The 22156-nt window shown below is 70.2% G+C and carries 29 protein-coding genes; 2 read left to right on the top strand and 27 right to left on the bottom strand.

Annotated elements, in window-relative coordinates:
- Positions 1-262: 262 nt before the first annotated feature.
- The 3 genes from DEJ32_RS04325 to truA all read right to left on the bottom strand — a co-directional run bounded on the left by DEJ32_RS04325 (position 263) and on the right by truA (position 4995).
- A complete protein-coding gene (locus DEJ32_RS04325; RefSeq protein ID WP_110900418.1) occupies positions 263-3148 on the bottom strand; it encodes an ExeM/NucH family extracellular endonuclease in 2886 nt (961 codons plus the stop codon).
- Positions 3149-3281: 133 nt separating this feature from the next.
- Positions 3282-4028: an MBL fold metallo-hydrolase gene (locus tag DEJ32_RS04320; protein WP_110900417.1), complete on the bottom strand. Its 747-nt coding sequence runs from the start codon at positions 4026-4028 to the stop codon at positions 3282-3284.
- A 49-nt stretch (positions 4029-4077) separates the two neighbouring features.
- Complete coding sequence (gene truA / locus DEJ32_RS04315) at positions 4078-4995, bottom strand: tRNA pseudouridine(38-40) synthase TruA (protein ID WP_258368898.1); 918 nt, start codon at positions 4993-4995, stop codon at positions 4078-4080.
- Between the two features lie 128 nt (positions 4996-5123).
- On the opposite strand from truA, the gene DEJ32_RS04310 reads away from it, so the two are divergent.
- Positions 5124-6260, top strand: a complete 1137-nt coding sequence (locus tag DEJ32_RS04310) for a hypothetical protein (protein WP_146234072.1) — start codon at positions 5124-5126, stop codon at positions 6258-6260.
- Between the two features lie 10 nt (positions 6261-6270).
- On the opposite strand, the gene DEJ32_RS04305 is transcribed toward DEJ32_RS04310, so the two are convergent.
- From DEJ32_RS04305 to infA, 7 genes are all read right to left on the bottom strand, one after another.
- The gene (locus tag DEJ32_RS04305; RefSeq protein ID WP_110900415.1) at positions 6271-7428 is read right to left on the bottom strand and encodes an aromatic acid exporter family protein; all 1158 of its coding nucleotides are present in this window, start codon (positions 7426-7428) and stop codon (positions 6271-6273) included.
- A gap of 186 nt (positions 7429-7614) precedes the next feature.
- Positions 7615-8196, bottom strand: coding sequence for a 50S ribosomal protein L17 (gene rplQ, locus DEJ32_RS04300; protein WP_110900414.1), 582 nt, complete (start codon positions 8194-8196; stop codon positions 7615-7617).
- A gap of 64 nt (positions 8197-8260) precedes the next feature.
- Positions 8261-9256 carry a DNA-directed RNA polymerase subunit alpha gene (locus DEJ32_RS04295; RefSeq protein ID WP_110824226.1) on the bottom strand — a complete coding sequence of 332 codons (996 nt, stop codon included), beginning with the start codon at positions 9254-9256 and terminating at the stop codon, positions 8261-8263.
- A 188-nt stretch (positions 9257-9444) separates the two neighbouring features.
- Complete coding sequence (gene rpsK, locus DEJ32_RS04290; RefSeq protein ID WP_110824227.1) at positions 9445-9843, bottom strand: 30S ribosomal protein S11; 399 nt, start codon at positions 9841-9843, stop codon at positions 9445-9447.
- Positions 9844-9852: 9 nt separating this feature from the next.
- Positions 9853-10227: a 30S ribosomal protein S13 gene (gene rpsM, locus DEJ32_RS04285; protein WP_110824228.1), complete on the bottom strand. Its 375-nt coding sequence runs from the start codon at positions 10225-10227 to the stop codon at positions 9853-9855.
- A gap of 206 nt (positions 10228-10433) precedes the next feature.
- Complete coding sequence (gene rpmJ, locus DEJ32_RS04280; protein ID WP_022903266.1) at positions 10434-10550, bottom strand: 50S ribosomal protein L36; 117 nt, start codon at positions 10548-10550, stop codon at positions 10434-10436.
- A gap of 70 nt (positions 10551-10620) precedes the next feature.
- Entirely contained in the window at positions 10621-10842 is a 222-nt protein-coding gene (infA, locus tag DEJ32_RS04275) for a translation initiation factor IF-1 (RefSeq protein ID WP_017885509.1), read from the bottom strand.
- A 287-nt stretch (positions 10843-11129) separates the two neighbouring features.
- Between infA and DEJ32_RS04270 the strand changes: the two genes are divergently transcribed.
- Positions 11130-12410 (top strand): LCP family protein, encoded by a 1281-nt coding sequence (locus DEJ32_RS04270; protein WP_258368897.1) that lies wholly within the window; start codon positions 11130-11132, stop codon positions 12408-12410.
- Positions 12411-12701: 291 nt separating this feature from the next.
- Here the strand turns inward: DEJ32_RS04270 and map are convergent, their stop codons facing one another.
- The 17 genes from map to rplV all read right to left on the bottom strand — a co-directional run bounded on the left by map (position 12702) and on the right by rplV (position 22138).
- Complete coding sequence (gene map / locus DEJ32_RS04265) at positions 12702-13532, bottom strand: type I methionyl aminopeptidase (RefSeq protein WP_258368896.1); 831 nt, start codon at positions 13530-13532, stop codon at positions 12702-12704.
- Positions 13533-13546: 14 nt separating this feature from the next.
- Entirely contained in the window at positions 13547-14137 is a 591-nt protein-coding gene (locus tag DEJ32_RS04260) for an adenylate kinase (protein ID WP_110900411.1), read from the bottom strand.
- Positions 14134-15456: a preprotein translocase subunit SecY gene (gene secY / locus DEJ32_RS04255; RefSeq protein WP_110824231.1), complete on the bottom strand. Its 1323-nt coding sequence runs from the start codon at positions 15454-15456 to the stop codon at positions 14134-14136. The genes DEJ32_RS04260 and secY overlap by 4 nt, the downstream gene beginning before the upstream one ends.
- A 178-nt stretch (positions 15457-15634) precedes the next feature.
- Positions 15635-16099, bottom strand: coding sequence for a 50S ribosomal protein L15 (rplO, locus tag DEJ32_RS04250; RefSeq protein ID WP_110824232.1), 465 nt, complete (start codon positions 16097-16099; stop codon positions 15635-15637).
- Positions 16096-16281, bottom strand: a complete 186-nt coding sequence (gene rpmD / locus DEJ32_RS04245; RefSeq protein WP_082517835.1) for a 50S ribosomal protein L30 — start codon at positions 16279-16281, stop codon at positions 16096-16098. Before rpmD ends, rplO begins: the two co-directional genes overlap by 4 nt.
- Complete coding sequence (gene rpsE / locus DEJ32_RS04240) at positions 16281-17093, bottom strand: 30S ribosomal protein S5 (protein WP_181419464.1); 813 nt, start codon at positions 17091-17093, stop codon at positions 16281-16283. Before rpsE ends, rpmD begins: the two co-directional genes overlap by 1 nt.
- On the bottom strand, positions 17090-17467 hold the full coding sequence (gene rplR, locus DEJ32_RS04235; protein WP_110824233.1) for a 50S ribosomal protein L18: 378 nt from the start codon (positions 17465-17467) through the stop codon (positions 17090-17092). The genes rpsE and rplR overlap by 4 nt, the downstream gene beginning before the upstream one ends.
- A 2-nt stretch (positions 17468-17469) precedes the next feature.
- Positions 17470-18006 (bottom strand): 50S ribosomal protein L6, encoded by a 537-nt coding sequence (gene rplF, locus DEJ32_RS04230; protein ID WP_110900410.1) that lies wholly within the window; start codon positions 18004-18006, stop codon positions 17470-17472.
- 6 nt (positions 18007-18012) lie between these two features.
- Positions 18013-18411, bottom strand: coding sequence for a 30S ribosomal protein S8 (rpsH, locus tag DEJ32_RS04225; RefSeq protein ID WP_110824235.1), 399 nt, complete (start codon positions 18409-18411; stop codon positions 18013-18015).
- A gap of 155 nt (positions 18412-18566) precedes the next feature.
- A complete protein-coding gene (gene rplE / locus DEJ32_RS04220; RefSeq protein WP_110824236.1) occupies positions 18567-19157 on the bottom strand; it encodes a 50S ribosomal protein L5 in 591 nt (196 codons plus the stop codon).
- Positions 19157-19510 (bottom strand): 50S ribosomal protein L24, encoded by a 354-nt coding sequence (rplX, locus tag DEJ32_RS04215; RefSeq protein ID WP_110824237.1) that lies wholly within the window; start codon positions 19508-19510, stop codon positions 19157-19159. Before rplX ends, rplE begins: the two co-directional genes overlap by 1 nt.
- A gap of 3 nt (positions 19511-19513) precedes the next feature.
- On the bottom strand, positions 19514-19882 hold the full coding sequence (gene rplN / locus DEJ32_RS04210) for a 50S ribosomal protein L14 (RefSeq protein ID WP_110824238.1): 369 nt from the start codon (positions 19880-19882) through the stop codon (positions 19514-19516).
- A gap of 31 nt (positions 19883-19913) precedes the next feature.
- On the bottom strand, positions 19914-20198 hold the full coding sequence (rpsQ, locus tag DEJ32_RS04205; RefSeq protein ID WP_110824239.1) for a 30S ribosomal protein S17: 285 nt from the start codon (positions 20196-20198) through the stop codon (positions 19914-19916).
- The gene (gene rpmC / locus DEJ32_RS04200; protein WP_110824240.1) at positions 20198-20518 is read right to left on the bottom strand and encodes a 50S ribosomal protein L29; all 321 of its coding nucleotides are present in this window, start codon (positions 20516-20518) and stop codon (positions 20198-20200) included. The genes rpsQ and rpmC overlap by 1 nt, the downstream gene beginning before the upstream one ends.
- Positions 20518-20937, bottom strand: a complete 420-nt coding sequence (rplP, locus tag DEJ32_RS04195; RefSeq protein ID WP_110824241.1) for a 50S ribosomal protein L16 — start codon at positions 20935-20937, stop codon at positions 20518-20520. The genes rpmC and rplP overlap by 1 nt, the downstream gene beginning before the upstream one ends.
- Positions 20938-20939: 2 nt before the next feature.
- On the bottom strand, positions 20940-21746 hold the full coding sequence (gene rpsC / locus DEJ32_RS04190) for a 30S ribosomal protein S3 (RefSeq protein ID WP_110824242.1): 807 nt from the start codon (positions 21744-21746) through the stop codon (positions 20940-20942).
- Entirely contained in the window at positions 21746-22138 is a 393-nt protein-coding gene (gene rplV, locus DEJ32_RS04185; protein ID WP_110824243.1) for a 50S ribosomal protein L22, read from the bottom strand. The genes rpsC and rplV overlap by 1 nt, the downstream gene beginning before the upstream one ends.
- Positions 22139-22156: the final 18 nt, after the last annotated feature.

The raw sequence follows: 22156 nt of genomic DNA, 5'->3' as shown, positions 1-22156 counted from the left end.
GAGTGCTGCTTTCGTGTCGAGGTGAGGAGTCCGTGAATCCCACTCCGGTGGGCGTTCTCGCGGGCAGATGCCCGGTGAACGACCCGGTGGAGGGCCCATCTGACTGTCTGGCGCAACAGAGCGCGCAGACCAAGGTGAGAGCCTAGCGGACGCCGGAGCGCTCGGTCAACCGCGCCCGCCTCGCCGCACACGACGGACGGGAGGCGCGATCCGGGTCGGACCCGGATCGCGCCTCCCGTCGGTGGTCGCGGTCAGCGCGGCGTCACTCGGCGCCGCCACCCGTCGTCCGGCGGCGACGGAGGGCGAGGAGCCCGCCACCGGCGGCCAGGAGGGCGAGCGCAGCCGCGAGGCCGCCCCCGATCTCCGCGCCGGTGAAGGCCAGGCCGCCACCCGCGCTCGGCGTCCCGGTCAGCCCGCCCCCGCCCGGGGTCGTCCCCGCGTCACCGGCGACGGGGCCCGCGGTCGGGTCACCAGCACCCGGGGTCGGGGTCGGGTCGTCCGCGCCCGGGACCGGCGACGGCGTCGGGGTCGGCGTCGGCGTCGGGTCCGTGCCCGGGTCCGGCGTCGGGGTGGGCTCCGGCGTCGGGTCACCCGGCACCTCGGCCTCGGTCACGTCGAAGCCGACCAGGATCGGGTCGTGGTCGCTGGCGCGGTACACGTCGTCGCGGTACAGGTCCGACACGTTCACGTTGTACCGGCTGTACTCCAGGGCCACCGACTCGGTCGAGTTGATGTTCCAGATGTCCACGCCGGTCACGCTCGCGAGCGCCGCGCGCGAGGCCAGCACGTGGTCGAGGGACCCGCTCAGGCCGCTGAACACGTAGGAGTACTCGGACTCGTCCTGCGCCGGGGCGAGGTCGGTGTACCCGGCGTCGCGGAGCACCACCATCGGGTCCTCCTCGCTGTAGGCGTTGAAGTCACCGATCAGGAACGTCTTGTCGGTGCCGTACTGCTCCTGCATGGCGGTCGAGAAGGTCGCCAAGGCCCGCGCTTGTCGCACGCGGTCGGCGTTGGACGCCCCCTGCCCGTCGCCCTGGTCGGCGTTCTCGCCGGTTCCGGAGCCCTTCGACTTGAAGTGGTTCGCGATCACGAGGAAGTCGTCCTCCGCTGTGCCGCCGACCGGTCGGAAGGCGTCGGCGACCGGCTGGCGGGCGTTCGAGAAGGCGGGGTCGAGCAGGATCGTCGACTCGCCGGTGGGGGCGACGCGGTCCTTCTTGTAGATGAGCGCCAGGCGGATCACGTCCTCGCTGGCCGGCACGACGGAGGGCGACTCCGCGTAGGCCCACGTGTCGGTGCCGGTCGCCGCGTTGAGGGCGGCGACGAGGGTCGCCACGGCCGCGTCGCGGTCCAGGCCGAAGCGGGCCGAGTTCTCGATCTCCTCGAGCGAGACCACGTCCGCGTCGAGGGCGTTGATCGCCTTCACGATCTTCACCTGCTGGCGGTCGAGGTCCTCCTGCTCGGCGGCACCACGGGCGTCGCAGCCCGAGTCCACCGTGATCGGGTCACCCGCGCGGTCCCGGTAGTACGTGCAGCCGGCCACCTCGTCGCCGGTCGTCGGGAAGTAGTTCAGGACGTTGAACCCAGCGAGCGTCAGGTCGCCGCCGACGCCCTCGGGCGTCGCGGTCCGGACGTCCGAAAACGTGGCGGGCAGGTCAGCCGCGGGGGTCGCACCCGTGATCGGCGTGGTCGGCTGGAACTTCCAGGCGTTGTTCCGGTAGTCGAGGACCACGGGGGCGGTGAACGTCGTGGTCGCACCGACCGTGACCGGTCCCGCGTTCGTCAACCACGGCACCGGGACCTCGCGGGCGGCCTGGTCCTGGCCGTCCCGCGGCAGGAAGTTCGTGCTCGCGCCGTCGTCGAGCGTCACCTTGCGCGCCGCGTTGTCGGCGGCGACCGCGGCGGCCTCGACGCTGCCCGGACGGGCGACCTCGGTCGGCTGCAGGAGTCGCCCCGTCCCCGTGGCGAGCGCGATCTCGCCGTACTGGTTCGTCGTGTAGTTGTCGGCGACCGTGTAGGAGCCCTGCGGGGCGACGAGCATGCTCTCGAGGGACTCCCGCGCGGCGTCCGTGCGGGGGAAGACCACGGCGGCCGGCTGCGGCGCGACGGCGGGCGTGCTGAGCATCCGGAGTCCGGCGGCGCTCGCGACGGTGAGCTCGGTCAGCCCGGAGAACTCGGACACCGTGCCGGTGAGCTCGACGTGGTCCCCGATCGCGACCTGACCGACGGCGGCCGCGGAGTAGACGAAGAGCCCGTCGGACGCGGTCCGCGTGGCAGGGTCGGTCGGGCCTCCCGTCCCGGGCGTCTGGATCGTGTAGCCGTTGAGCCCGCCGGTCGCGTACACGGCCGTGACCACGCCGCTCGTGACGACGGTCCTGCCGACGAACGGCGAGGTGTCGGTCGTGCCCTGGATCTCGGGGATGGTCGCGGCAACCGCAGGGGTGGCCGGTGGTGTGGTGCCGCCGTCACCCGGGGCGGGGGTCGCCCCGCCGCCGGCGGTCTGTCCGGCCGCGTTGCGCGGCGTCAGCGTCGTCGTGACGGTGAAGTCCGTGCCGTTGACGTCGGTGTCGGCCGTGCCCGCCCGGACGAGGCCGTTCGGCACCGCGTTCGTCCCCGTCACGGTGCGGACCGAGCCCTCGAACGTGTTCGACGTCCCGTAGCCGAGCAGGTCGACCACGCCCGCGGTGCCCGTCGTGACCGGGCCCGCCGGCAGCGTCAGTGCTGCCGTGCGGTCGGCGAGGACGAGCGTGCCGGTCGTCCCGGACGGGTTGAGCGATGCCGTGTCGTCGGCGGAAGGCAGGTCGGCCCCGGCGGGCGTGTCCCCGTTGCCTGCCATCGACACGAGGAAGGTGCCGTTCGCGGGGACGGTGCCCTCGAGGGCGCTCGTGCTGAACGCGCCGGTGCTGGCCGCCGCCCGGTACTGGAGCGACCACCCGTCGAGGGTGACGGGGCTGGCCGTCGGGTTCGCGATCTCGACGAACTTCTGGTTGAAGAACGCGTTCGCGCTGCCGCCCTTGAGGTACGCCTCGGCGATGACGAGTCCGGTACCCGCGGGGTTCGCGGTCGCGGCGGTGACGGTGACGAGCGGTGCGGCGAGCAGGGTCGCGGCAGCCGTGGCGCACAGCAGGGTGCGTCCGACGGTTCGGGGCATGAGGACTTTCGGTTCGTGGTCGAGAGGGATCCCGACGACGGTACGGTCCTGCGCGGGCGCACAGGTTACGAGCAGGTGAACCTTCCCCCCGGACGAGGGTCGACCGTCCGTTCTGCGACGGTGCGCTCGGTCGTCACGCCTCGATCGGCACCCACTCCGACCCGACCCGGTGCACCGCCGGACCGTGTCCGGGCAACACGATCGCCGGGTACGGCAGCACGCCCGCGGACTCCACGGCGAGCGCCTGGTCGGCGGTGAAGAACGGCGTGATCATGCGCGGCCGCGGCGCCCACGAGGCCGGCTGGGTGTCGTGGTGGGTGACGACGGCGTCGCCCGTGACGATCGCATCGGCGGCCGGCAGCAGGTACGCGGTGGACCCGGCGGTGTGGCCGGGCGCGGGCAGCGGGGTCATCGCGCGACCGTCGAAGTCCCGCGCGGTGAACGCCCGCGCGGACGGGACGGTGGTCGGCCGGAGCGCGTCCGAGGCGATCGCACGCCCGAGCCACCGCAGCACCCGGGGAGCGGCGAGCCGTCCGCCGATCTCGGCCGGGGTGACCTGCTGGCGCCCCGGTCCACGGACGTTGGCGAGTTCGTCGGCGTGCGCGAGGACCTCGACGTGCGGGTGACGCTCGAGGATCCCGGGCAGGCCGCCGACGTGGTCGACGTGGCCGTGGGTGACGTACACGCGGCGGAGCTCGTCGAGGTCGTGGCCGGCGAGCAGCACGCTGTCCAGGACGAGGTCGGTGTCGGCCGGGTACCCCGCGTCGATGAGGGCGACGCCGTCCTCCTCGGCGAGGACGACCCAGTTGGACACCGGCCCCTCGACGAACACCACGCCGGGTGCGACGGAGACGACGGAGCGCGGAGCACGAGGAGCCATGCCCCGACGGTAGCGCCCTGCGCCGGGACGCGACGCGGGTGCCTGCCGCTCAGTCGCCGGGCCGGTGTCCCTCCGCGTCGCGACGGGCGCGTGTCTGCACGGCACGGGCCTCCAGGGCGTCGTCGTCGGGGTACCCGACCTCCGTCAAGGTGAGCCCACGGGCCGGGGCGACCGTGAAGGCGCTCGTGCGCTCGGCGGCGACCCGCAGCTCGTCGAGCCGGTCCGGCGTCAGGCGGCCCTCGCCGACGGCGAGGCAGCCGCCCACCATGGCGCGCACCATGGAGTGGCAGAAGGCGTCGGCCTGGAGGCTCGCCACCAGCACGCCGTCCGACTCGCGGTCCCAGCGGAACTCCTGCAGGGTCCGGATGGTGGTCGCGCCCTCACGCGGCTTGCAGAACGCCGCGAAGTCGTGCAGCCCGAGCAGGCGGAGCGCACCGCGCTCCATCGCCGCCCGATCGAGGCGCCCCGGGTACCAGGTCGTGTGTCCGCGACGGAGCGGGTCACGGGCGGCATCGAGGTCGGCGACCCGGTACCGGTACCGCCGCCAGACCGGTGAGAACCGCGCGTCGAACCCCGGCGGGGCGACCGACGCCCGGGTGACGACGACGTCCCCGTCCGGCCCGGCGAGCCCGTTCAGACGGCGGACCAGCCCGGCGAGGGGGTCCCGCGTGGTGCCGTCGGCGGCGGGACGGCGGGGACGGGTGAGCGCGGTCCACTGCTCGTCGCTGAGGTCGAGGTGCGCGACCTGCCCGATGGCGTGCACGCCGGCGTCGGTGCGGCCGGCGACCGTGAGCTGCGGTGATGTGCCCCAGCGGGTGAAGACGGTGGCGAGGGCGGACTCGAGCGCGCCCTGCACGGTCCTGAGTCCGGGCTGTCGGGCCCATCCGGAGAACGCAGCTCCGTCGTAGGCGATGTCGAGCCGAAGCCGCACGCCGGCCTCGCCCTCGGTCCGGCCGGTCTCGCTCACACCTCCACGGTACCGACGTCAGCGCGACGTCAGTGCCGCGTGGGGTGCCCGCCCCGCCTACTCGCGTCGGTACCGGAACGTGATGCGCGCTCGCGTCCGGGGCGGTTCCACGTCTCCATACTGAAGACATGCACATGAAGACAGTCACGAGGGGGGTCGTGGCCATCGCGCTCCTGGCCGCGGTGAGCACCGGCATGACCGCCTGCGCTCCCACGCCGAGCACCGACCCGACAGCCGCCCCGACCGCCGCGAGCCCTTCCACCGAGGCGACCCCGGAGCACACGCCCGCCACGACCGACTTCGGCACCGAGCCCTCCGCCGGCGACGCGCCCGCGTGCGACGCCCTCCTGCCGGACGACCTCGTCCGCGCGCTCGTCCCCGATGCCGAGCCCGTCGACGCCATCACCGAACTGGCCCACCCGGCCGCCACGTGGAACGCCACCAGGCTCGCCGGCGGGACGGGATGCTGGGCGTCCAACGGCAGCTCCCCACTGGACGACCGCGCCGCGCGCACGGCCGACGAGCCCGCCTACGAGGGCGTCCGGGTCGCCGTGCTCCCGGACGCCGCTGCCGCGTTCCGGACCGCCGGCACGGACGCGACCACTCCCGCGGAGAGCGCGACCACGGTGCGCTGCGCCGCGAGCGATGCTGCACGGGTGTACTGCAACGGTGGTGTGCTCGCCGGGACGGCCTGGGTCGACGTCGCGGTCGTGCGTCTGCAGACCGCGTCGGACGCCACCCCCGAGGCGATGCAGCCCGAGTACGAAGCGCTGCTCGAGCACGCACGGGAGACCGTCGCCGCGTCCCCGGCTGCATCGGTGGACGGCGACGACTCGGACGACTGGTCGTTCACCGACTGCACGACGGACGGGGTCGCGGCCGTCGCCGACACCACCCTCCGCGACTCGGTGACGCTGACCGACACCCCGCCGACCATGGACGAGTTCGCCCAGAGCCGGGTCGGCGGCAGCACGTGCCGCTTCGTCGGCCCGGAGTACACCACGGGCGCGGTGTACGCCTCGGTCCCGGACAGCGGGTGGGTCGTCGAGCAGCGGCTCGCGGCGGGCACCGTCGACCGCGACGGACGGATCGACCTCCCGGGGCTCGGCGCACGCGACGCCGCATGGCGCACGTGTGACGAGCTCGCCTGCACGGTCGACGTGGTGCACGACCGCACCTGGACGCAGTACCTCCTGACGACCGAGGCGGCATCGGACACCGCCGCCGCGGTCGAGCGGTGGGCGGCGTCGTCGTTCGGCTCGTGACGCGTCGGCGTCAGCCCCGCTGACCGCCGTGCCCGCGTCGGCGCACGAGCCGGTCGCGGATGCTCGTCGGCTCGGCAGGGCCGGTCTCGGTGTCGGCGTCCCGGGTCGCCCGGCGCTCCGACTCGACGACGCCGCGGAGCGCCACCAGCGCCGTGGCGGTCACGGCGACCTCCGACGGGAACTCGTGCGAGGCGTCGAGCGCCTGCTCGAGCTCCGCGATCGCCCGGTCGCCCTCGTCCGGCGGGTGGTCGCCACGGACCATCGACGCGACCTGCCGGATGGCGTGCACGAGCGGCGTCGTGAACGCCTCGTCCGGACGTCCGAGGTTCGCCGACACCGGACCGGAACGGGCCACCAGCTCCGTGAGGTCGGTCGTGTACCAGGCGACCCGCTCGAGCGCGCGGAAGCGGGAGCCGTCGCGCTGCAGGCGCGCACGTGAGCCGCGGAGCGCACCGCGGGGGTTGATGCGGCGGCTCTCCTGGGCGATCGACACCCGAGCCCGGACGTCGGCGATGGCACGGTCGAGGCGGTCCTGCGCCTGGTCCCACGCGCGCTCGTCACGCTCGCCCTGTTCGAGCACGTCCGCCAGGCCGTCCAGGTGCGTGGCGAGGACGGTGTTCACCTGGTCGATGCGGCGCTCGGCGTCCCAGAAGTGCAGGGGCGGGAACACCAGGAAGTTCACGAGGAGCCCGACCACCACGCCGACGGCCATCTGCACCAGGTACCCGAGCGAGTACCCCTCGGCGTGTGCACCGCCGACGAGCAGGACGAAGAGCGCCGCCGTCGACACCCAGGAGCTCCCCTCGCCGAGGACCCGGAACCCGCCGACGAGGACGCCGACGCCGACCGTGATCGCCACGGCCAGGACCCCGGGGTCGCCGACCCACATCGTGAAGGCGGCGACCGCGATGCCGAGCGCGATCCCGACCAGGGTCTGCAGCCCGCTCCGGAGTCCGGCGAACACCGTCGTCTGCATCGCCACGACCGCGCCGAGCGGGGCGTAGTAGGGGTACTCCGCTGCCACACCGGGCACGTTCTGCGCGACCAGCCAGGCGATGGTGGCCGCCGCAGCCGCCTTCGCGGCGTGCAGCAGCCGGGGCTGCGTGCCGGAGTCCCGGCTCCACCGCCACAGTCGGGTGCCGACGCCGGCGACGTGCTGGAACTGCATCGGGTACCTCGTCTCTCGGTCGGCACGATGTGGGGCGGACGCTGGTCGGGCCTCCCGGGTCTGCCGGGCCTCCCGGGTCTGCCGGGCCCGCCGGGTGGTCCGAACCGCGTGGTCAGGAGCCTGCGCGGTGGAACAGGAAGGCCCCTGCAGCAGACGCTGCAGGGGCCTTCCTGTGGTGCGGTGCGACTACTTGGACGCGTCCGCGGCGTCGTCCGACTTCGCAGCGGCGTCGGCCTCGACCTCGGCAGCAGCGTCGGTCGCGGTCTCGTCGGCGACCGGGGTCGACTCCTCGGTGGTCTCGGTCTCCTCGACCGGGGCCGCCGTGGTCTCCTCGGACGTGGTGTCCTCGGCGACCGGCGCAGCGGCGGCCGGGGCAGCGTTGCGCGTGACGGGAGCCGGCGAGCTCGAGACGGGCTCGAGGACGAGCTCGATCGAGGCGAGCGGCGCGTTGTCGCCCTTGCGGAAGCCGAGCTTCGTGATGCGGGTGTAGCCGCCCTGGCGGTCGGCCACCTGCGGCGCGATCTCCGTGAACAGCGTGTGCACGACGGTCTTGTCGCGCAGGGCCGCGATCACGCGACGACGCGCGTGCAGGTCGCCGCGCTTCGCGAACGTGATGAGCCGCTCGGCGACCGGACGGAGGCGCTTGGCCTTCGTCTCGGTCGTCGTGATGCGACCGTGCGTGAAGAGGGCGTTGGCGAGGTTGCTCAGGAGCAGGCGCTCGTGGGCGGGACCGCCACCGAGGCGGGGGCCCTTGGTGGGCTTCGGCATGTCAGTTCTCCAGTGGTGATGGTGGTGCGCCCCGTGTCAGGAGCGCGTGCGCGTCAGCGCGAGGTCAGTTGCTGGACTCGTCCTCGTCGTACCCGCTGTAGAAGTGGGCACCGTCGAATCCGGGGACGGTGTCCTTGAGGGACAGGCCGAGCTCGGTGAGCTTGTCCTTGACCTCGTCCACCGACTTCTGACCGAAGTTGCGGATGTTCATGAGCTGCGTCTCCGACAGGGCGACGAGCTCGGACACCGTGTTGATGCCCTCCCGCTTGAGGCAGTTGTAGCTGCGCACCGACAGGTCGAGGTCCTCGATCGGGGTCTGCAGCTCGTTCGAGAGCACGGCGTCGACCGGCGCGGGGCCGATCTCGATGCCCTCGGCCGCCGTGTTCAGCTCGCGGGCGAGCCCGAACAGCTCGACCAGCGTGCGACCGGCCGACGCGATGGCGTCGCGCGGCGTGATCGCGGGCTTCGACTCGACGTCGACGACCAGGCGGTCGAAGTCCGTGCGCTCACCGGCACGCGTCGCCTCGACGCGGTAGGTGACCTTGAGCACGGGCGAGTAGATCGAGTCGATCGGGATCTGACCGGCCTCGCTGAACTCCGAGCGGTTCTGGGTCGCCGAGACGTAGCCGCGGCCACGCTCGATCGTCAGCTCCAGCTCGAAGCGCGCGGAGTCGTTCAGGGTCGCGATGACGAGGTCCGGGTTGTGGATCTCGACACCGGCCGGGGCGGAGATGTCCGCCGCGGTGACCTGGCCCGCACCCTGCTTGCGCAGGTACGCGGTGATCGGCTCGTCGTGCTCGCTGGAGACGACCAGGCTCTTGATGTTCAGGATGATCTCGGTGACGTCCTCCTTGACACCGGGAACGGTGCTGAACTCGTGGAGGACACCGTCGATACGGATGCTCGTGACGGCAGCACCGGGGATGGACGAGAGGAGCGTGCGGCGCAGCGAGTTGCCGAGGGTGTAGCCGAAGCCCGGCTCGAGCGGTTCGATGACGAAGCGCGAGCGGAACTCGGAGATCGACTCCTCGTTCAGGGTGGGGCGCTGTGCAATGAGCACTGTGGAATTCCTTTCGGCGAAGTGTCCGCTATATGACACTTGGCGGTACGACGGGGCCGGCCGGGCCCCGACGGGTCTGTTTCAGTTGTGATCACGCGCACTGGAGTGCGCGATCGAACGACCAGGAATGGCCGACCCCGCTCGTCCCGGTCAGGGAACGAGCGGGGAACGGCCGGTTGCTCCTCGCGTCAGACGCGGCGGCGCTTCGGCGGGCGGCACCCGTTGTGCGCCTGCGGCGTGACGTCGTTGATCGAGCCGACCTCGAGGCCAGCGGCCTGGAGGGAACGGATCGCCGTCTCACGACCCGAGCCCGGGCCCTTGACGAAGACGTCGACCTTCTTGACGCCGTGCTCGGCGGCCTGACGGGCGGCCGACTCGGCGGCGAGCTGCGCCGCGAACGGCGTCGACTTGCGCGAGCCCTTGAAGCCGACGGCGCCCGAGGACGCCCAGCTCAGGACGGCACCCGACGGGTCGGTGATGCTGACGATGGTGTTGTTGAACGTGCTCTTGATGTGGGCCTGGCCCACGGCGACGTTCTTCTTCTCCTTGCGGCGCGGCTTGCGCGCGGCGGTCTTGGGGGTAGCCATCGTGATCTCCTATCGAGCCTTCTTCTTGCCTGCCACGGTGCGCTTCGGGCCCTTGCGGGTACGAGCGTTGGTCTTGGTGCGCTGACCGCGCACCGGGAGACCACGACGGTGGCGGAGACCCTCGTAGCTACCGATCTCGACCTTGCGGCGGATGTCGGCGGCGACCTCACGGCGGAGGTCACCCTCCACCTTGAACGTGCCCTCGATGTAGTCGCGGAGGGCGACGAGCTGGTCGTCGGTGAGGTCCTTGACGCGGATGTCGCCGGAGATGCCGGTCTCCGCGAGCGTCTGGACGGCGCGGGTACGGCCGACCCCGTAGATGTAGGTGAGTGCGATCTCCACGCGCTTCTCGCGCGGGATGTCGACGCCTGCTAGACGTGCCATTGTGCTGGCTGCTCCTGTTGTCGATGGAGGTGTGGCGCAGTACCGGTGCCCGGGCCTCCGTCCCGAGGTGTCCCCCACCCGCCGAGGCGGATGGGTTCTGGTACTGCGTTGTCGATCTTCAGTTGTGGTTCGTGCTCGAGCCGCAGGCGGTCTGACGACCGGCGACCCCGCTCACGCAGCAGGCTCCCGGAGGAGCCCCACAGGGACTAGCCCTGGCGCTGCTTGTGACGCGGGTTGCTCTTGCAGATCACCATGACGCGGCCCTTCCGGCGGATCACTCGGCAGTGCTCGCAGATGGGCTTGACGCTGGGGTTGACCTTCATTGTTCGTTCCTCGTGCTCGCTGGCTTCGTGCTCGGCGGGTTCGCCGGGCCGTTCCTTTCCAGCTCGCGGATCACTTGTAGCGGTAGACGATCCGGCCGCGGGTCAGGTCGTACGGGCTCAGCTCCACGATCACGCGGTCCTCGGGGAGGATGCGGATGTAGTGCTGGCGCATCTTCCCGGAGATGTGCGCGAGGACCTTGTGTCCGTTGGTCAGCTCAACGCGGAACATCGCGTTGGGCAGAGCTTCGAGCACCGAGCCCTCGATCTCGATGACGCCGTCTTTCTTGGCCATAGCCTCACTGTCGCTTGGTTGGATTAGCGGTGTGATCCCCGAGCCGGTCTGCGGGTCGGGCGCCACGCCAGAGGGCATGGCACACCAAAGATCGATCTTATGTGGTAGTCCGCCGATTGCCAAGTGCGCCTGCATGTCGGAGCGGCGCGGGCACCCCAGTGCAGGGGACGGGCCGCCCGGATCGGCCCGTAGATCCGCTGTTCGACAGGTTCTCCACAGCCGGAGCGATGCCGGAACAGGGCCCGGCCCCGTACGGTGACGAGAGCAGTCACCGAAGGAGGACCCCCGTGCCCGACGCCCCCGGCCGCGCGCGCCCCGTCGCCCGCCACGGCCGACTCCCCCGCCGCCGCGCCTGGACGACCCTCCTGTCCGTCGTCGCATCCGCGGCCGCGGTCCTGCTCGTCAGCGGCACCAGCGTCGCCGCGATCGCCGGCGCCCAGCTCGCCGCGGCGCCGCAGACGGTGCAACTCAGCACCGACGACCAGAGCACCGCGGAGACCGCCGACGTCACCGCCATCGAGGGCGGCGCGAACATCCTGCTCATCGGGAGCGACACCCGCGTCGGGCAGTTCGACTCCGATGAGGACGTCGAGGGCGCCCGCAACGACGTCACGATGCTCGTGCACGTGTCCGAGGACCACCAGCAGCTCACCGCGGTCAGCTTCCCCCGGGACCTGATGGTGCCGATCCCGGCCTGCACCAACCCCGAGACCGGGACGACCTACCCCGCAGCGGAGTCCGCGCAGTTCAACACCGCGCTCGGCAACGGCGGTGTCTCCTGTGTCGTCGACACGGTGGAGAACCTCACCGGCCTCACCGTGCCCTACGCCGGGCTCATCACCTTCGACGGCGTGATCGAGATGTCGAACGCCCTCGGCGGGGTCGACGTCTGCGTCGCGACCCCCATCGACGACACCTTCACCGGGCTGCACCTGACCGCCGGCGCGCACTCCCTGCAGGGTTCGGACGCGCTCGCCTTCCTCCGCTCGCGCCACGGCGTCGGCGACGGCAGCGACCTGGCCCGCATCAGCTCCCAGCAGGTCTTCCTGTCCGCACTGCTCCGCCAGGTGACGGCGGACGGCACCCTGTCGAACCCCATCACCCTCTACAAGCTCGCCGGCGCAGCGCTGTCCAACATGACGCTGTCCGACGGCCTCGCGCAGACCCGGACCCTCGTCGGCCTCGCATCGACCCTGCGCGGCATGAGCACCTCGAGCATGCTCTTCGTGCAGTACCCGGTCGTCGACGACCCCGCCGACGCGGCGCGCGTCGTCGTCGACGAGGCCGCCGCCCACACGCTCAACGTCGCCCTGCAGACGGACGAGCGGACCTCGCTCAGCGACTCGTCGACCGGTCGCGCGTCGCAAGAGTCGTCCGACGCAGCGACCGCGGCTCCGTCCGCGAGCCCGTCCGATGCCGCGCCGTCGGACACCGCGACCGCTGCTCCGAGCGCGTCGGCCACGCCGGACGGGCAGACGACCACGACGAGCAGCCCCTCCTCGACGCCGCTGCCCTCCTCGATCAGTGGACAGAGCGCTGCCGAGGAGACCTGCTCCGTCGGGAACTGAGGGACCGCGCCACGGACGGTCCGGGGTCGGGGACGCCGGGCCTGCCGTCCGACCTCGGCCCGTCGGCGCCGTCGGCAGGGCCGTTCCCCACGCCGACGGAGCCCGTCGCCTGACGGCGGCGGGTGGGAGATGCGCGGTGCAGCCGCACCGAACCAGCCACGTCCTGCCTGGAGGCCCGTCCCGCGTCACCAGGGTCGGCCGCGTTCCAGGTCCTGCAGCGTCGACGGGAGCACCGGGTGCCGGGCCGGACGACCTCCGTGCCCGGAACTCGAGACGCGGTCGGGAGGCGCGCTACGGGACCGGGACCGGCGTGACGCCGAGGGGTGTCAGCCCGGCGGCCCCACCGTCGGCGGCGGTCAACACCCAGATGCCGTCGGCGTGCACCGCGACGCTGTGCTCCCAGTGGGCGGCGTCGGACCCGTCGAGCGTCCGGACCGTCCACTCGTCGTCGTCGGTCGAACTGTCGATCGTGCCGGCGGTGACCATCGGTTCGATGGCGACCGCGAGGCCCGGCTGCACGGCAGGGCCGGCACCGCGGACACGGTGGTTGAAGACCGGTGGCTCCTCGTGCATCGACCGGCCGATCCCGTGGCCGGTGAAGTCCTCGACGATGCCCCACGCCCCGGTCTCGTCGATGGCGTCCTCGACGGCCGAGCCGACCTCGTGCAGGTTCCGTGCGTGCGCGAGCGCTGCGATACCGTGCCACAGCGCGCGCTCGGTGGTGTCGGACAACTTCTGCCGGGCGGCCGCCACGGTGGGGTCGCCGCCGGGCACGACCACGGTGAACGCGCTGTCACCGTTCCAGCCGTCGACCTCGGCCCCGGCGTCGACCGACACGATGTCGCCGGCCTGCAGCACCCGTGCACCGGGGATCCCGTGCACGATCTCGTCGTTCACCGAGACGCAGAGCGTGTGGCGGTAGCCCGGCACGAGCTGGAAGTTCGGGATGCCCCCGCCGTCGCGGATCGTCCGCTCGGCGATCGCGTCGAGCTCCGCCGTGGTCGTCCCGGAACGGATCGCTGCCCGGACGGCGTCCAATGCCTGCGCGGTGAGGAGACCCGGGCGCACCATGGCGCGCAGCTCCTCGGGCGACTTGTAGATGGAGGGCTTCCGCCGACGCACCGGACCGGCCCCGGTCAGACGGCGGCCGTGAGACCGCGGGTCGTCAGGGCCTCCGCGATGCGGTCCCCGACCTCGTCCACGGTGCCGAGACCGTCGACGTCGGCGACGAGTCCGCGCTCCTGGTAGACGGCGACGATCGGCGCGGTCTGCTCCTGGTACACCTGCTGGCGACGACGGATCGTCTCCTCGGTGTCGTCGGCGCGACCCTGCTCCCCCGCACGCTTGAGCAGGCGCGCCACGAGGGCCTCCTGGTCGGCGACGAGCTGCACGACGAGGTCGATCGCCGCACCCTGCTCCGCGAGGAGCGCGTCGAGGTACTCGACCTGTGCGGTCGTGCGCGGGTACCCGTCGAGCAGGAACCCCTGTTCGGCGTCCGGCTCGGCGAGACGGTCCCGGACCAGCGCGTTGGTCAGGTCGTCCGGCACGTACTCGCCGGCGTCCATGAGCGCCTTCGCGCGCTGCCCCAGGGGCGTGCCGTCGGCGACGTTCTTGCGGAAGATGTCGCCCGTGGAGATCGCGGGGATCCCGAGTGCCGACGCGATGCGGCCGGCCTGGGTGCCCTTGCCCGCTCCGGGAGGTCCGACGATGATGAGGCGTGCGCTCAACGGAGGAGCCCTTCGTAGTGACGTTGCTGCAGCTGCGAGTCGATCTGCTTCACGGTCTCGAGGCCGACACCCACGATGATCAGGATGCTGGCACCGCCGAACGGGAAGTTCTGGTTCGCCCCGAACAGCGCCAGTGCTGCGAGCGGGATGAGCGCGATGAGACCGAGGTAGAGCGCACCGGGCAGCGTCACCCGGGTGAGGACGTAGTCGAGGTACTCGGCGGTCGGACGTCCGGCTCGGATGCCCGGAATGAACCCGCCGTACTTCTTCATGTTGTCGGCGACCTCTTCGGGGTTGAAAGTGATCGCGACGTAGAAGTACGTGAAGCCGACGATGAGCAGGAAGTACAGGACCATGTAGAACCAGTTGTCACCCGAGGTCAGGTTGCTCTGGATCCAGGTCACCCACGGGGCCGGCGCGGAGCCGTCCGAGGGCTGGTTGAACTGTGCGATCAGCGCCGGCAGGTACAGCAGCGAGGACGCGAAGATGACGGGCACGACGCCGGCCATGTTCACCTTGATCGGGATGTACGTGTTGTTGCCGCCGTAGGTGCGGCGCCCGACCATGCGCTTGGCGTACTGGACCGGGATGCGCCGCTGCGACTGCTCGACGAACACGACGGCCATCATGATGACCAGGCCGACCAGGATGACGAAGAGGAAGAGCTCGAAGGACTGCGACTGCTCGATGGCCCAGAGCGCCGACGGGAACTGCGCGGCGATCGAGGTGAAGATGAGCAGCGACATGCCGTTGCCGATGCCGCGCTCGGTGACGAGCTCGCCCATCCACATGATCAGGCCGGTGCCCGCGGTCAGGGTGATGACCATCAGGAGGATCGCGTACCAGCTGTCGTTCGAGATGATCGACGTGCAGGAGGCCGAGGCGCTCGTGCCGAAGAGGGCACCCGAGCGAGCGACGGTGATCAGGGTGGTGGACTGCAGCACGCCCAGCGCGATGGTGAGGTAGCGCGTGTACTGCGTCAGCTTCGCCTGACCGGACTGACCCTCCTTGTAGAGGGAGTCGAAGTGCGGGATCACCACGCGCAGGAGCTGCACGATGATCGACGACGTGATGTACGGCATGATCCCGAGCGCGAAGACCGAGAGCTTCAAGAGCGCGCCGCCGGAGAACAGGTTGATCAGGTCGTACAGGCCACCGGACGACGACGCGGACGCCAGGCAGGCCTGCACGCTGGCGTAGTCCACGAACGGTGCCGGGATGTACGAGCCGAGGCGGAACAGCGCGATGATCGCGAGGGTGAAACCGATCTTCTTCCGAAGATCTGGGGTGCGCATGATGCGCGCGACCGCTCTGAACACGAGTTACTCCGAACTTCTGTGACCGGTTGACCGGTCGAGCCGGGCGAGGTCGCCCGTGGCCGGAAGCGCCGACCCCGTGGTCCGGCACGCACGTCGAACGACGCCGTGTTCCGGACCTGCCATCAAGGAAACCGTAACGGCGGCCCGCGCGCAATGCGCGGGCCGCCGCCGACGGGGACTACTTGGTGACGGTGCCGCCCGCCGCCACGATCTTCTCCTCGGCGGATGCCGAGACCTTGTCGACCGTGACGGTGATCGCCACGCTGATGTCACCCTGACCGAGAACCTTGACCTTCTCGTTCTTGCGGACGGCGCCCTTGGCGACCAGGTCCGCGACGGTGACGTCGCCACCGTTCGGGTAGAGCTCCGCGATCTTGTCCAGGTTCACGGGCTGGTACTCGACGCGGAACGGGTTCTTGAACCCGCGGAGCTTCGGGGTGCGCATGTGCAGCGGCATCTGCCCACCCTCGAAGCCGACCTTGACCTGGTACCGGGCCTTCTGGCCCTTGGTGCCACGGCCGGCGGTCTTGCCCTTCGAGCCCTCACCACGGCCGACGCGGGTGCGGTCCTTCTTGGACCCCGCTGCCGGACGAAGGTGGTGGACCTTCAGGATCTGGACGCGCTCGTTCTTCTCGTCGCTCATGCGTCGACCTCCTCGACCTTCACGAGGTGCGCAACCGTCGCGATGTACCCGCGGTTCTGGGAGTTGTCCTCACGCAGGACCGTACGGCCGATGCGCTTGAGACCCAGGCTGCGGAGCGTGTCGCGCTGGTACTGCTTCTCGCTGATGACGGACTTCGTCTGCGTGATCTTCAGCATCGCCATCACGCACCTGCCTTCTCGTTCGCAGCCGTACGAGCGGCCGCCTCGGCGTGCAGCAGACGGGCCGGGACGACGTGGTCGACGGGCAGACCACGACGGCTGGCGACGGCACGCGGCTCTTCGAGCTGCTTGAGCGCCGTCACGGTCGCGTGCACGATGTTGATGGTGTTCGACGAACCGAGCGACTTGCTCAGGACGTCGTGGATGCCGGCGCACTCGAGCACGGCGCGGACCGGACCACCGGCGATGACACCGGTACCGGCAGCGGCCGGACGCAGGAGGACGACGCCAGCGGCGGCCTCACCCTGCACCGGGTGCGGGATCGTGTTGCCGACGCGGGGGACGCGGAAGAAGTTCTTCTTCGCCTCCTCGACGCCCTTCGAGATGGCGGTCGGGACCTCGCGGGCCTTGCCGTAGCCGACGCCCACCAGACCGTTGCCGTCACCGACGACGACGAGCGCGGTGAAGCTGAAGCGACGACCACCCTTGACGACCTTGGAGACGCGGTTGATGGTGACGACGCGCTCGAGGAACTGGCTGTCGCCGCCGCGACCGTTGCGGTCGTTGCCGCCACGGCCACCCTGCTGACGGTCACGCCCGCCACCGCTGCCGCCACCACGACGGCCACGGTTGTCGACGGAGTCGCGGTTGTTCGATGCCGAACCCGCAGCGGTCTCGACGGGACGCTCGACGACCGGGACGTCGGGCTCCTTGGCCGCGGGGGCCTTCGCCTCGGTCGCGGTGGTCTCGGCGTCGGTCGTCTCGACCTCGGTCGTGGCCTCGGCGTCGTCGTTGGTGTTCGCGATGTCGCTCACAGGTTCAGCCCTCCTTCACGGGCACCATCGGCGATCGCGGCGACGCGACCGGCGTACTTGCTACCGCCGCGGTCGAAGACCACGGCCTCGACGCCAGCCGACTTCGCGCGCTCGGCGACGAGCTCGCCGACGCGACGGGCCTTGGCGGTCTTGTCGCCATCGAACGAGCGGAGGTCGGCCTCCATCGTCGATGCGCTGGCGAGGGTGTGACCCTTGGCGTCGTCGATGACCTGGACGAACACGTGACGTGACGAACGGGTGACGGCGAGACGGGGACGGGTCTCGGTCCCGGTGATCTTCTTCCGGAGACGGTTGTGGCGACGCGCCTTGGCAGCCGCCTTGCTCTTGCCTCGAGTACGAGTTCCGATGGCCATGATCACTTACCTGACTTTCCGGCCTTGCGGCGCACGATCTCGCCGGCGTAGCGGACACCCTTGCCCTTGTAGGGCTCGGGCTTGCGCAGCTTGCGGATGTTGGCCGCGACCTCACCGACGAGCTGCTTGTCGATGCCGTTCACGGTGACCTTGTTGTTGCCCTCGACGGCGAAGCTGATGCCGTCCGGCGGGTTGACCGTGATGGGGTGGGAGTACCCGAGCGCGAACTCGAGGTCGCTGCCCTTGGCGGCCACGCGGTAACCGGTCCCGACGACCTCGAGGCCCTTGGAGTAGCCCTGGGTGACGCCGATGATCTGGTTCGCGATGAGCGAGCGGGTCAGGCCGTGCAGCGCGCGGGAGGAACGCTCGTCGTCCGGGCGGCTGACGAGGACCTGGTTGTCCTCGACCTTCGCCTGGATGGGCTCAGCGATGACGAGCGAGAGCTCGCCCTTCGGGCCCTTGACGGCGACGTTCTGGCCGTCGACCGAGACGGTCGCGCCGGCCGGGATGTCGATGGGGAGACGTCCGATACGAGACATGATCGATCACCAAACGTAGGCGAGGACTTCCCCACCCACGCCCTTCTGCTCGGCTTCGCGGTCGGTCAGGAGCCCCGAGGAGGTCGACAGGATCGCCACGCCGAGGCCACCGAGGACCCGGGGGATCTCGGTCGACTTCGCGTAGACGCGGAGGCCCGGCTTCGAGACGCGCTTGATGCCGGCGATCGAACGCTCGCGATCGGGGCCGTACTTGAGGTCGATGGTCAGGGTCTGCCCGACGCGGGCGTCCTCGACCTTCCACTCGCTGATGTAACCCTCGCGCTTGAGGATGTCAGCGATGGTCTGCTTGAGCTTGGAGCTTGGAAGCGAGACGGCGTCGTGGTGCGCCGAGTTCGCGTTCCGCAATCTGGTCAGCATGTCTGCGACCGGATCGGTCATCGTCATGATGCGTTTCCGTCCTTCGTCCGGTTTCGACACCCGTTCCACGAGTGCCGACCTCGACGATCGATGTGATCCCAGGGCGGTTCCCCAGGATCGGTGTGACTTCGTGCGAGCGGGCCGGAGGAGAAACTCCTCCGGCCCGCACCGCCCGGAGTAGCTTAGACCGTCTGCTCGGCAGAACGGAACGGGAAGCCGAGCTGGCGGAGCAGCGCGCGGCCTTCGTCGTCCGTCTTCGCGGTGGTCACGACGGTGATGTCGAACCCACGCACGCGGTCGATGCGGTCCTGGTCGATCTCGTGGAACACGCTCTGCTCCGAGAGACCGAAGGTGTAGTTGCCGTTGCCGTCGAACTGGCGGTCGCTCAGGCCGCGGAAGTCGCGGATGCGCGGGAGCGCCAGCGACAGCAGGCGGTCCAGGAACTCCCACGCGCGGTCACCGCGGAGGGTGACGTGCGCGCCGATGGCCTGGCCCTCACGCAGCTTGAACTGCGCGATCGACTTGCGGGCCAGCGTGACCTGCGGCTTCTGACCCGTGATCGCCGTGAGGTCCTTGATGGCCCCCTCGATGATCTTCGAGTCGCGCGCGGCCTCGCCGACGCCGGTGTTGACGACGACCTTGACCAGGCCGGGGACCTGGTTGACGTTCGCGTAACCGAACTGCTCGGTCAGCGCCGCCTTGATCTCGTTGCGGTACTTCTGCTTGAGGCGCGGCTGAACTTTCTCAGCAGTCGCGGCAGTCGTGTCGGTCATCAGAGCTTCTCACCAGACTTCTTGGCGTAGCGGACGCGGACGGTCTTGGTGACGCCGTCCTTCTCCACCTGTTCGTTGCGGAAACCGACGCGGGTCGGCTTCTTGGTCTTCGGGTCGACGATCGCGACGTTCGACACGTGGATCGGGGCTTCGTGCTGCTCGATGCCACCGGTCTTCGAACCGCGCTGGGTCTGACCGACGCGGACGTGCTTGGTCACGAAGTTGATGCCCTCGACGACCAGACGGTCGCCGCGGACCTCGATGACCTTGCCCTGCTTGCCGCGGTCGCCGCCACGCTCCTGCGTGGCGCCCGTGATGACCTGGACCAGGTCACCCTTCTTGATGTTCGCCATGGCTTACAGCACCTCCGGCGCGAGCGAGATGATCTTCATGAACTTCTTGTCACGGAGCTCGCGACCGATCGGCCCGAAGATGCGGGTACCGCGCGGGTCGCCGTCAGCCTTGAGGATCACTGCCGCGTTCTCGTCGAACTTGATGTAGGAGCCGTCGGGACGACGGGTCTCCTTCTTGGTGCGAACGATGACCGCCTTGACGACGTCACCCTTCTTCACGTTGCCGCCGGGGATGGCGTCCTTCACCGTGGCGACGATGACGTCACCGAGGCCGGCGTAGCGACGACCCGAGCCACCGAGCACGCGGATGGTCAAGATCTCCTTGGCACCCGTGTTGTCGGCGACCTTCAGGCGGGATTCCTGCTGAATCACTGCTGTCTCCTATTCCGAAGCGGGCCGAGGCCTACTTGGCCTTCTCGAGGATCTCGACCAGGCGCCAGCGCTTGGTGGCGCTGAGGGGACGGGTCTCGCTGATGACGACCAGGTCGCCGATGCCGGCGGTCCCGAGCTCGTCGTGGGCCTTGACCTTCGACGTGCGACGGATGACCTTGCCGTAGAGGGGGTGCTTCACGCGGTCCTCGACCTCGACGACGATCGTCTTGTCCATCTTGTCGCTCGTCACGTAGCCGCGACGGGTCTTCCGGTAGCCGCGGGTGAGGGCTGCGGAGTCCTTCTCTTCGGTCGCCATCAGTTCTCCTCGGCGGTCTCGGCCTCGGTCGACTCAGCCGGCTTCTCGGCCTTCTTCGACGACTTCTTGGCCTTCGGGGCGGTCTCGACGGGGGCGGGCGTGGCACGGATGCCGAGCTCGCGCTCGCGGAGCACGGTGTAGATGCGCGCGATGTCGCGCTTGACGGCACGGAGACGGCCGTGGCTCTCCAGCTGGCCGGTGGCCGACTGGAAGCGGAGGTTGAACAGCTCCTCCTTGGCCTTCTTCAGCTCGTCAGCGAGACGCTCGTTCTCGAAGGTGTCGAGCTCAGTGGGACGGAGCTCCTTGGAACCGATCGCCATTATGCGTCGCCCTCCTCGCGCTTGATGATGCGTGCCTTGAGGGGCAGCTTGTGGATTGCACGGGTCAGTGCCTCGCGGGCGATCTCGTCGCTCACGCCGGAGAGCTCGAAGAGCACACGACCCGGCTTGACGTTCGCGATCCACCACTCGGGGGAACCCTTACCGGAACCCATTCGGGTCTCAGCCGGCTTCTTGGTGAGCGGACGGTCCGGGTAGATGTTGATCCACACCTTGCCGCCACGCTTGATGTGACGCGTCATCGCGATACGAGCGGACTCGATCTGACGGTTGGTCACGTAGGCCGGGGTGAGCGCCTGGATACCGTAGTCACCGAAGGAGACCTTGGTGCCACCGGTCGCCTGGCCCGAACGCTTCGGGTGGTGCTGCTTGCGGTGCTTGACTCGACGGGGGATAAGCATGGTTACGCCTCAACTCCTGCGCCGGCCGGCGCGTCCTGCGGGGCCTGCTGCTCGCGACGGTCGCCACCGCGCTCGTTGCGGTCGCCACGGGGGCCGCCGCCACGACGGTCGCCGCCACGACGCTCGGGGCGGGACGAACGCTGGTTCGCCTGCTCGCGAGCGAGCTCCTTGTTCGTGATGTCGCCCTTGTAGATCCAGACCTTCACGCCGATGCGGCCGAACGTGGTCCGGGCCTCGTAGAAGCCGTAGTCGATGTTCGCGCGGAGGGTGTGCAGGGGCACACGGCCTTCGCGGTAGAACTCCGAACGCGACATCTCCGCGCCGCCGAGGCGGCCCGACACCTGGATGCGGACACCCTTGGCGCCGGCGCGCTGTGCACCCTGCAGGCCCTTGCGCATGGCGCGACGGAACGCGACACGAGCGGAGAGCTGCTCGGCGATGCCCTGCGCGACGAGCTGGGCCTCGGTCTCGGGGTTCTTGACCTCGAGGATGTTGAGCTGGATCTGCTTCTTGGTGAGCTTCTCGAGCTCGCTCCGGATGCGCTCCGCCTCGGCGCCGCGGCGACCGATGACGATGCCCGGGCGCGCCGTGTGGATGTCCACGCGGACGCGGTCACGGGTGCGCTCCAGCTCGATGCGGGCGACGCCCGCGCGGTCGAGGGTCTTCGTCAGGAACTGACGGATCTTGACGTCCTCGGCCACGAAGTCGGCGTAGCGCTGACCCTTCTTCGTGCTGTCGGCGAACCAGTGGGAGATGTGGTCCGTCGTGATCCCGAGACGGAAGCCGTACGGGTTGACCTTCTGGCCCATTACTTGCTCGCCTTCTTGCTCGTCGCGGCGGCCTCGGCCTCATCCGGCGTCGCGAGGACGACCGTGATGTGGCTGGTGCGCTTGTTGATGCGGAAGGCGCGGCCCTGGGCGCGCGGCTGGAACCGCTTCAGGGTCGTGCCCTCGTCGACGTAGACGCTGCTCACGTAGAGGTCGCGCTCGTCGAGGAAGCTGTTCGTCGAGTCCGCCTTGACACGTGCGTTGGCGATCGCCGAGGCGACCAGCTTGTACACGGGCTCCGAAGCGCCCTGGGGGGCGAACTTCAGGATGGCGAGCGCCTCGTGGGCCTGCTTGCCGCGGATCAGCTGGATGACGCGACGGGCCTTCTGAGGCGTGACGCGGATGTGTCGCACGCGTGCGATCGACTCCACCATTTCGTTCCTCCTCTTTCG

The sequence above is a fragment of the Curtobacterium sp. MCPF17_046 genome (assembly GCF_003224295.1).
GTDB lineage: Bacteria > Actinomycetota > Actinomycetes > Actinomycetales > Microbacteriaceae > Curtobacterium.
This window is presented reverse-complemented; position numbering and strand designations above follow the sequence as displayed.